Below are 9640 nucleotides of genomic sequence, written 5' to 3' on the forward strand. Positions count from 1 at the left end.
CACCGGCGTCGCCGTAGTAGACGAGACCGGCGGTGGTCTGCGTGACGCCGTGCCGCATCTCGTGGGCGGCGACGGCGATCTCGGTGAGCGGGTGGGCGTTGCCGGCCCCGTCGCCGTAGGTCATCTGGCTGCCGTCCCAGAAGGCGTTGGTGTAGTTGCTGTCGTAGTGGACCCGTGAGCGGGCACCACGACCGTCGTTCCAGATGCCGTTGCGGCCCATGGTCGTCTTGAAGTACTCGAAGGTCTTGTCGGCGCCGAACTGCGCGTCGACCGCGGCGCTCTGGCGGTTGCTGTTGGAGCCGGTGCCCCAGCGGTCGTCGGCGTCCGTCATCGTGGTGCCGGTCGTCGTCGTGTTGCCCGAGTCCGTCGTGTAGTTGCCCGTCGAGGGGTTGCGCAGCGAGTAGGTGCCGCCGGAGTAGGTCGTCGACAGCGGGACGCCGCCGACGTAGATGCCGGTGCCGCTGCCCTGGTGGATCTCGTCGTACGACCGCAGGCTGGCCCCGGTGTCGGCGTCGACCAGGCTCGCGATGCGCGACGGGGTCTTGTCCTTCTCCACGCCCGTGGTGCGCACCTCGTAGGCGAGGTGCTGCGTGCCGGCGCCGTCGACGTAGAGGACCAGGCCGGTCTGCTTGACGGCGGCACCCGCCAGGCCCTTGTCGCCGTTGTGCTCCTTGGCCGCGGCGAGCGCCCTGGCCTCGCCCTGGGCCTTGGACACCTTGGGCGACAGGTCGACCGTGATGGCGCCGTCGAAGGTGCCGTCGTGACCCGTGACCTTGCCGGACGCGTCGCGGTGGATGACCAGGTCGCCGCCGACGACGGGCACCTTCTTGTAGGTGCGGTCGACGCGGACGTGCGAGCTGCCGTCGGCGTCCTTGATGACGTCCTTGACGACGAACGCGTCGTCGGCGGACAGGCCGACGGCCTTGACGAGCGCGGCGGAGTCCGCCTGGGCGGCCTTGACGAGGCCTGCGCGGGTGTCGGCGGCGACGAAGACCGTGGCCTTGTCGTTGCCGCTGCCGCTCTGGTCGGCGGCCTGGGCGCCCGTGACGACCAGGGGCGTGGCGGCCGTGGCGCACGCGATCGCGAACGCAGCTCCGATGGTGATTCGCTTCATGAGATGGCTCCTGCGGGTACGCGGCAGCGCCGAGCAGAGCGCTGCCGAGGGGGACCGGAGGTGGGGGACGTGAGCTGTCCTGATGGGCCCGCCGACCGGTGCACGGAATCTCACACACCCTCGTTCGGGTGTAAATACCGGTGAGCCAAGTTGGGCCGAACGGGTGGCGCTTTGACCCACTTCAAGCCGATTACCCGGGAATGTGTGACATGGCGTTACATGTGGTCAGGTCATTACCAGGTCGCATCCAGGCAACGGCACACCCGCACGGGGGCCGTGACGGCGGCATGAGGAAGGGGCATCCTCGCCGGTCCGGCGAGGATGCCCCTGATGGTCCAGAGGGGTGCGGTGCGATCTGCTGAGCTCAGTGGGCGTCGACGTTGGAGGTGACCCACTCGACGATCTCGGTGGTGGTGGCCCCAGGGGTGAAGACATAGGCCACGCCCATGTCCTTGAGCGGCTTGATGTCGTCCTCGGGGATGATGCCGCCGCCGAAGACCACGATGTCGGATGCCTCCTTGGCCTGCAGGAGGTCGATGACCTTCTTGAACAAGGTCATGTGGGCGCCGGACAGGACGGACAGACCGACACCGTCGGCATCCTCCTGGATCGCCGCCTCGACGATCTGCTCGGGGGTCTGGTGCAGGCCGGTGTAGACGACCTCCATGCCGGCGTCACGCAGCGCGCGAGCCACCACCTTTGCACCACGGTCGTGGCCGTCAAGACCCGGCTTGGCCACAAGGATTCGCAACCTGGACTCGCTCATGCCGCCAGCCTAGCCCAGGGGGACCCGCTCGGCACCGGCGGGGTGATGCGTGCCACGTGGCGGAGCCTGGACGTGGATCTGCGCAGGTCAGACGCACCGCTTCACCCGTACGCTCGCATTGCGTAACGAAAACATCACGGGTTAGCCTGACTTGCCCCCTCGCCCGCCGATGTCAGGTAACCCGCATGCCCCTCCCCCCTCTGTCCGAGGTTGCGCACGTCCACGGCAGCTCCGGTCGGCACCGCGCGAGCGGCAGCACCCGTCCTCGCCCCCGCCTCGCCACGGCAGGAGCCGTCACGACCCTGACGGCCGTCGCCGTGGCTGTCACCGTCACCACCGTGGGTGGCGACGACGCCCGGACCGGGTCGGCACAGGCCGCCTCTCGCGTCGCGGCGAGCGTGCCCGCCGCGGCCCCGGTCGCCCTGGCTCCCGCCGCCGTGGCCCCCGCACCGGCCGAGGACACCTCCTCGCTCCTCGCTCGTCGCTCCAGCCGGCTGGACCGCGCCGACCGCTCGGTCCGCACCGTCGCCGTCCCCCGCGCGCTCTACCGCGCCGCCACGACGCCGTCGACGGTGACCGTCCCCGCGGCGATCGCCGCTCCCCCGGCCGCGCCCGCGGCCGCCACCCCGGCCAAGCCCGCTCCCCCTGCGTGGGTCGGCCCCATGGGCGGTCCCTACCGCCTGACCTCGCGCTTCGGCCCCCGCTGGGGTGGCGTCCACCACGGCCTGGACTTCGCGGCTCCGATCGGCACCCCCCTGCGCTCCCTGTCCACCGGCGTGATCACCGACGTCAAGACGGGGCACGGTGTCTACGGCACCTACATCGACGTGACGTTCACCGACGGGAGCCTGGCTCGATACGCCCACCTCAGCCGCGCCGACGTCGCGCTGGGCGCCAAGGTCGGTGCCGGCCAGACGATCGGGCTGTCCGGCAACAGCGGCCGCTCCACCGGACCGCACCTGCACCTCGAGATCCACCCGCACGGCGACCCGAACCTCAAGGACGCCGCCGACCCCGAGATCGAGCTCCGCAAGCGCAAGGTCGGCGTCTGACCCCGCGCTCCCAGCGCGAACCCGGCACACCACGCCGCCCCCGGCGCGCACCCACCGCGCTCCCAGCGCGACCCTGACCGCCGCGACGGCACGTGGCGTGCACAACTGCTGCACATCGGATCGTCATGTCCGCGAATTCCGTTGTGCCGCAACAGCCCCATCCGCCACGTCGGCCCGTTGTGCAGCAGTTGGTTGCGCCGCGGCGGCCTCCCGCCATCGCGAAGCCGGCGCGAGGGGACGGGATCCGAGCAAGAACCGGGACCGTGACGCGGCCTGCCAGTGACGGCGGGTCGCCATACTCAGATGCCCGCCGTCGGGCAGCCGACGGCGAGTGGGCGCTGACCAGCATCCTGCCGCGGGAGACCGGTCGGTCCGCCGCCCGGTCCATCCGCGACCTGCCGCGACGAGGTCGAGCGGGTCGTGTCGTGCCCGGGATCGGGTGGCAGACCGTTCGCTAGAGCTTCTCGAGCGGGGCGATCCCGAGCAGGAAGCGCTTGACGCCGGTGTCGCCGCCGAAGTCGACGGTCGCCATGGACTTGGGGCCGACGCCCTCCACGCGCACGACCGAGCCGAGGCCGAACGAGTCGTGGTTGACCCGGTCGCCCGCGGACAGGGACGGCACCGGCCTGGCCGGGCCGCGCGCCTGCCGCATGCCGCCGAGGCGAGCGACCGTCGGCGCCGAGGACCGCCCCATCAGGGCAGACTCGGTGCGCTGCCAGTCCAGCAGCTCGTCGGGGATCTCGTCGAGGAACCGCGAGGCGGGGTTGAACTGCGGCTGCCCCCAGGCGGATCGGACGGCGGCGCGGGACAGGTGCAGCCGCTCGCGGGCCCGCGTGATGCCGACGTAGGCCAGGCGCCGCTCCTCCTCGAGCTCCTTGCTGTCGCCCAGGGCGCGACTGTGCGGGAAGGTGCCGTCCTCCATGCCGGTGAGGAAGACGACCGGGAACTCCAGGCCCTTGGCGGTGTGCAGGGTCATGAGGGTGACCACGCCGGAGCCGTCGTCCTCGTCCGGGATCTCGTCGGAGTCGGCGACCAGCGACACCTGCTCGAGGAAGTCGTCGAGCCCGCCCTCGGGATAGGTCTCGTCGAACTCCCGTGCCACGGCGACGAGCTCGTTGAGGTTCTCGATGCGGGTCTCGTCCTGAGGGTCGTGGCTGGCCTGCAGCTCGGCGAGGTAGCCGGAGCGGTCCACGACCGCCTCGAGCAGCTCGCCGACGCCGCCTCCGGCGTCACGCACCTCGCGCAGCCCCTCGAGCAGCGAGGTGAAGCCCTTGATCGCCGTCACCGACCGGGTGGCGATCGCCGGCGCGTCCTCGGGGTGGCCCAGCGCCGCCACGAAGCTGGTGCGGTCCCGCTCGGCCAGCGCCGCCACGCACGCCTCGGCGCGGTCGCCGATGCCGCGCTTGGGGACGTTGAGGATCCGGCGCAGGTTGACGGTGTCCTCGGGGTTGGCGATCACCCGCAGGTAGGCCAGCGCGTCCTTGACCTCGCGCCGCTCGTAGAAGCGCGTGCCGCCGACCACCTTGTAGGGCAGGCCGACCCGCACGAACACCTCCTCGAGGGCACGGGACTGCGCGTTGGTGCGGTAGAAGACCGCGACGTCGCGCGGCTTGACCCCGTGCTCGTCGCCGAGCCGGTCGATGGACTGCGCGACGAAGGACGCCTCCTCGTGCTCGCTGTCCGCGACGTAGCCCACGATCGGCGCGCCGTCACCCTGGTCGGACCAGAGCGACTTCTTGCGCCGGTCGGGGTTCTTGGCGATGACGGCGTTGGCGGCCTGCAGGATCGTCTGGGTCGAGCGGTAGTTCTGCTCCAGCAGGATCGTGCGCGCCTGCGGGTAGTCCTGCTCGAACTCGACGATGTTGCGGATCGTGGCGCCGCGGAAGGCGTAGATCGACTGGTCCGCGTCACCCACGACGACGAGCTCGGCCATCGGCAGCGCGCCCTCGACCGTCGGCCCGCCCGCGAGCTGCCGGACCAGCTCGTACTGCGCGTGGTTGGTGTCTTGGTACTCGTCCACCATGATGTGCCGGAACCGGCGGTGGTAGTGCTGGGCGATCTGCGGGAAGGCCTGCAGGATGTTGACCGTCGTCATGATCAGGTCGTCGAAGTCCATCGCGTTGGCCTGGCGCAGCCGGCGCTGGTAGTCGACGTAGGCCTCGCCGAGCAGGCGCTCCTGGTGGGTCGCGCTCTCCCCCAGGCGGTCTCGGTAGGTCTCCTCGTCGACCAGCTCGTTCTTGAGGTTGGACACCTGGTGGCTGAACGACCGCGGCGGGTAGCGCTTGGGGTCGAGGTCCATGTCTCGCAGCACCATCGCCATCAGGCGCTGGGAGTCGGCGGCGTCGTAGATCGAGAAGCTCGAGCTCAGCCCCACCGCCTTGGCCTCGCGCCGCAGGATCTTGACGCACGCCGAGTGGAAGGTCGACACCCACATCGCCTTGGCCCGCGGCCCGACGATGGCCTCGACGCGCTCGCGCATCTCGGCGGCCGCCTTGTTGGTGAAGGTGATCGCCATGATCTCGCCCGGCTGGGTTCCGCGCGCCGCCAGGAGGTAGGCGATGCGCTGGGTGAGAACGCGGGTCTTGCCCGAGCCGGCGCCGGCCACGATGAGCAGCGGCCCGCCCTCGTGGACGACGGCCTCGCGCTGCTGCGGGTTGAGGCCCGCCACGATCTGCTCGGGATCGCGCGAGGCGGCGAACGCGCCCCGTCCGGTGCCCCCGTGGAGGCCGGGCGCGGCGGCATACGACCCGTCGTCGAACGGAGGAGCGTCGGCGTCCGTCGGAGGCGGCACGTCGTCGGACAGCGCCCAGGCGGGCAGGCCGGACTCGTCGACGTCGCCGGAGGCCGCGGCCGGGCGCATCGCGGGGGTGGGAGGGGACATGGGCAGGTCGTCGAAGAGGGATTCCATCGCAGCGACAAGACTACGGCCCACCACTGACAGACCCTCGCCGGACGGGTCTCGGTGACGGGCCGACGCCGCCGAACCACGTAGGCTGGGCGGGTGCTGACCATGCAAGACGCCCTCCGCATCCTGTCCGACTACTGGACCCAGCGGGGCTGCCTCTCCGTGCAGCCCTTCAACACCGAGGTGGGAGCGGGGACGATGAACCCCGCGACCGTCCTGCGGGTCCTCGGACCGGAGCCCTGGGACGTCGCCTACGTCGAGCCCTCCGTGCGGCCCGACGACAGCCGGTATGGCGAGAACCCCAACCGCCTCCAGACGCACACGCAGTTCCAGGTCATCCTCAAGCCCGAGCCCGGCGACCCGCAGGAGCTCTACCTCGGGTCCCTCGAGGCGCTCGGGATCGACCTCGCCGCCCACGACGTGCGCTTCGTCGAGGACAACTGGGCGCAGCCCGCCATCGGCGCGTGGGGCCTCGGCTGGGAGGTGTGGCTGGACGGCATGGAGATCACCCAGTTCACCTACTTCCAGCAGGTGGGCGGGCAGAACCTCGACCCCATCCCCGTCGAGCTGACCTACGGCGTCGAGCGCATCCTCATGGCCGTGCAGGGCGTGACCCACTTCAAGGAGATCGCCTACGCCCGCAAGCCCTCCGGCGAGGTCATCACCTACGGCGAGGCCTTCGGGCAGTCCGAGTACGAGATGAGCCGCTACTACCTCGACGACGCGTCCGTCGAGACCAACCGCGCGCTCTACGACAGCTATGTCGCCGAGGCCACGCGCATGGTCGAGGCCCGCCTCCCGGTCCCCGCGCACTCCTACATCCTCAAGTCCTCGCACGCGTTCAACGTCCTCGACGCCCGCGGCGCGATCTCGACGACCGAGCGCGCCCGCGCCTTCGCCACGATGCGGCGGCTCATGCGCGACACGGCGGCCCTGTGGATCGAGCGCCGCGCCGAGCTGGGCCACCCGCTGATGCGGTCCGTCGAGCCGCCGGCGGCCGAGCCGCCCACGGTCGACGAGTCCGCGCTGCCGACCGAGCCGCAGACCCTGGCCCTCGAGATCGGCGTCGAGGAGCTGCCCCCGCACGTCGTGCCCGCGACCGTCGAGCAGGTCCGCGCGGCCCTGACGGAGCGCCTCGCCGCCACCCGCCTCGAGCACGGCGCCATCCGCGTCGACGGGACGCCTCGGCGCATCGTCGCCGTCGTCGAGGGCGTCGCGGCGCGCGAGCCCGACACCGAGCAGGTCCGCAAGGGCCCCAAGTGGCAGGCCGCGTATGACGCCGCGGGCAACCCCACCAAGGCGCTCGAGGGATTCGCCCGGGGCCAGAAGGTCTCGGTCGACCAGGTCCAGCGCCTGGAGGTGCAGGGCGCCGAGCACGCATGCGTCGTGGTCGAGCAGCCCGGTCGCACCGTCATGGACGTGCTGACCCCGCTGCTCGCCGAGGTCGTGACGGGCCTGCGCGCCGAGAAGAACATGCGCTGGTCCGACCCGTCCCTGTCCTTCTCGCGGGCGATCCGCTGGCTGGTGGCCCTGTGGGGCGAGACCGTCGTGCCCGTGCAGGTGTCGCGCCTGGTCGCGGGACGCGAGACCTACCTGCAGCGCACCACCGGTGGCGTCGAGCGGCAGGAGCGGGGCGACGGCGTGCTGCTGGGCCACGTCGAGGTGCCCTCGGCCGACGAGCTGCTCCCTGCCATCGGCCGCGGAGGCATCGCGCTGGACACCGCTGCCAGGCGGGCCGCCGTCGTGGAGCAGGCCGAGGCCCTCGCCGCGCGGGCCGGCGGCCGGGTCGACGTGGAGGCCGAGGCGGCCCTGGTCGACCAGATCACCAACCTCGTCGAGGAGCCGCACGGCGTGCTCGGCGACTTCGACGAGCGCTATCTCGACCTGCCCGCGCAGATCCTCACCACCGTCATGCGCAAGCACCAGCGCTACCTGCCGGTGCTGGACGCGTCCGGGGCGTTGCTGCCGCACTTCGTCACCATGGCCAACGGCCGCTGCGACGACGCCACCGTCAAGGCCGGCAACGAGTCGGTCATCCGCGCCCGCTACGAGGACGCGCTGTTCTTCTGGAACGCCGACCTGCAGACCGACTCCGTCGAGTCCTTCGTGCCCGGCCTTGACCAGCTGACCTTCGAGGACCGCCTCGGCTCGGTCGGGCAGCGCGCCCGCCGCATCGCCGACGTCGCCACCGCCCTCGCCGACCAGGTCTCCCTCGGCGCCGCCGACCGCGAGACCCTCACGCGCGCAGGCGCCCTCGCCAAGTACGACCTCGCCACCCAGATGGTCACCGAGATGACCTCCCTGGCCGGCTTCGTCGCCCGCGAGTACGCCGTCCGCACCGGCGAGCCCCAGGCCGTGGCCGACGCGCTCTACGAGACCGAGCAGCCCAAGACCAGCGCCGACGCCCTGCCCGCGTCCGTGCCCGGCGCGCTGCTGGCCCTCGGCGACCGCTTCGACCTGCTCATGGCGATGTTCGCCATCGGCGCCAAGCCCACCGGGTCCTCCGACCCCTTCGGCCTGCGCCGCGCCGCCCTCGGCGTCGTGCGGATCCTGCGCGACCAGGGCGTCGTCGGCCAGGCGCTCGCCGACCTGTCCATCCGCTCCGGGCTCGAGGCCGCCGCGGTCCGGCTGCGGTCCCAGGGAGTCGAGGTGTCCGACGAGTCCGTCGACGCCGCCCTGGAGTTCACGGTCGGGCGCTATGCCCAGCTGCTGCGCGACGAGGGCACCTCGGTGCACCTCATCGACGCCGTCCTGCCCGGTGCCGCCACCCCCGGCGAGGCCACCACGGCGCTCGCCCAGGCCGAGGCGCTGCGCGGCGACGAGGGATTCCGGTCGATCGTGGCGTCCCTGCAGCGCATCGGGCGGATCGTGCCGGAGGGCACCGCGACGGCATACGACGCCTCCCGGCTCACCGAGCCGGCCGAGGTCGAGCTGCGCGAGGCCCTCGAGGGCCTGCCCGAGGGGTCGAGCGCCGACCTCGAGACCTTCGCAACGCAGGGCAAGGCGCTGGTCGACCCGGTGGCGCGGTTCTTCGACGACATCCTGGTCATGGCCGAGGACCCCGAGGTGCGGGCCGCCCGGCTGGGGCTGCTGGCCTCCGTTCGCGCCGCGGCGCCGCGCCAGGTCGACTGGTCCGCGCTGTCGACGGCCCTGGCCTGACCTGACCCGCCCCCCTGACCCGAGATCGTGAGGGTTCCTCCAAGAAAGTTGGGGGAAACCCTCACGATCTTTTGGGAGGGTGGGCCGTATGCCGCAGCTGATCGCCCCGACCACCCGTCTGCGCCGCTCCTGGCTGGAGTCGCTCGACGAGTGGGGACCGGGCGTCCACCAGGACGGGGCCTCGCTCCCGGCGGACGTCCCTGGGCTCCGCAGCGCAGCGGGCTTCGCGGACTGGGTGGAGCAGCTGCTGCTGCAGGCCGACCCCACGTCCGAGCGTCCCCACGGCTACGTGCCGGCCACCACCGTGTGGGTCGCGGACGATGACACCTACCTCGGCGCGATCCAGCTCCGTCACACGCTCAACCCGCACCTGCTCGAGGTCGGCGGCCACGTGGGCTACGGCATACGGCCGTCGGCCCGCGGGCGCGGGCTGGCCACCTGGGCGCTCGGTGAGGTGCTCCCCCGGGCCCGGCGGCTCGACCTCGACAGCATCCTCGTGACCTGCGACGACACCAACCTGGCGTCGGCTGCGGTCATCGAGCGCAACGGCGGCGAGCTGGAGGACGTGCGCGAGCACGCGCCGGGGGCGCGGACGCGCCGCTACTGGATCGCGCTGTGACGAGGCGCCCGTGCGAACCCCGGCG

General features: G+C 72.0%; 6 protein-coding genes. 3 read left to right on the forward strand and 3 right to left on the reverse strand.

Going from position 1 to position 9640, the window contains the following annotated elements; all coding sequences use genetic code 11:
- Together B2P18_RS17455 and B2P18_RS17460 are read right to left on the reverse strand one after the other, a co-directional pair.
- Positions 1 to 1114 (reverse strand): M4 family metallopeptidase (locus tag B2P18_RS17455; RefSeq protein ID WP_414630891.1); only part of this gene is annotated, 1114 nt, incomplete at its 3' end.
- Between the two features lie 364 nt (positions 1115 to 1478).
- Positions 1479 to 1880 carry a cobalamin B12-binding domain-containing protein gene (locus tag B2P18_RS17460; protein WP_286959253.1) on the reverse strand — a complete coding sequence of 134 codons (402 nt, stop codon included), beginning with the start codon at positions 1878 to 1880 and terminating at the stop codon, positions 1479 to 1481.
- Between the two features lie 185 nt (positions 1881 to 2065).
- Here B2P18_RS17460 and B2P18_RS17465 point away from each other — a divergent pair, with 185 nt between their 5' ends.
- Positions 2066 to 2932, forward strand: a complete 867-nt coding sequence (locus B2P18_RS17465; RefSeq protein WP_286959251.1) for a M23 family metallopeptidase — start codon at positions 2066 to 2068, stop codon at positions 2930 to 2932.
- 454 nt (positions 2933 to 3386) lie between these two features.
- Here the strand turns inward: B2P18_RS17465 and pcrA are convergent, their stop codons facing one another.
- On the reverse strand, positions 3387 to 5840 hold the full coding sequence (gene pcrA, locus B2P18_RS17470; protein ID WP_286961740.1) for a DNA helicase PcrA: 2454 nt from the start codon (positions 5838 to 5840) through the stop codon (positions 3387 to 3389).
- Between the two features lie 102 nt (positions 5841 to 5942).
- Between pcrA and B2P18_RS17475 the strand changes: the two genes are divergently transcribed.
- A complete protein-coding gene (locus B2P18_RS17475) occupies positions 5943 to 8996 on the forward strand; it encodes a glycine--tRNA ligase (RefSeq protein ID WP_286961758.1) in 3054 nt (1017 codons plus the stop codon).
- 88 nt (positions 8997 to 9084) lie between these two features.
- Positions 9085 to 9615 (forward strand): GNAT family N-acetyltransferase, encoded by a 531-nt coding sequence (locus B2P18_RS17480; RefSeq protein WP_286961742.1) that lies wholly within the window; start codon positions 9085 to 9087, stop codon positions 9613 to 9615.
- Positions 9616 to 9640: the final 25 nt, after the last annotated feature.

Origin of the sequence: Arsenicicoccus sp. UBA2120, from assembly GCF_002330965.1 — a bacterium.
GTDB lineage: Bacteria > Actinomycetota > Actinomycetes > Actinomycetales > Dermatophilaceae > Arsenicicoccus > Arsenicicoccus bolidensis.

Excerpts from the sequence above, each read along its gene's own strand:
- B2P18_RS17465 (WP_286959251.1), top strand. The coding sequence starts at position 2,066 with ATGCCCCTCCCCCCTCTGTCCGAGGTTGCGCACGTCCACGGCAGCTCC.
- pcrA (WP_286961740.1), bottom strand. The coding sequence starts at position 5,840 with ATGGAATCCCTCTTCGACGACCTGCCCATGTCCCCTCCCACCCCCGCG.
- B2P18_RS17480 (WP_286961742.1), top strand. The coding sequence starts at position 9,085 with ATGCCGCAGCTGATCGCCCCGACCACCCGTCTGCGCCGCTCCTGGCTG.
- B2P18_RS17460 (WP_286959253.1), bottom strand. The coding sequence starts at position 1,880 with ATGAGCGAGTCCAGGTTGCGAATCCTTGTGGCCAAGCCGGGTCTTGAC.
- B2P18_RS17475 (WP_286961758.1), top strand. The coding sequence starts at position 5,943 with ATGCAAGACGCCCTCCGCATCCTGTCCGACTACTGGACCCAGCGGGGC.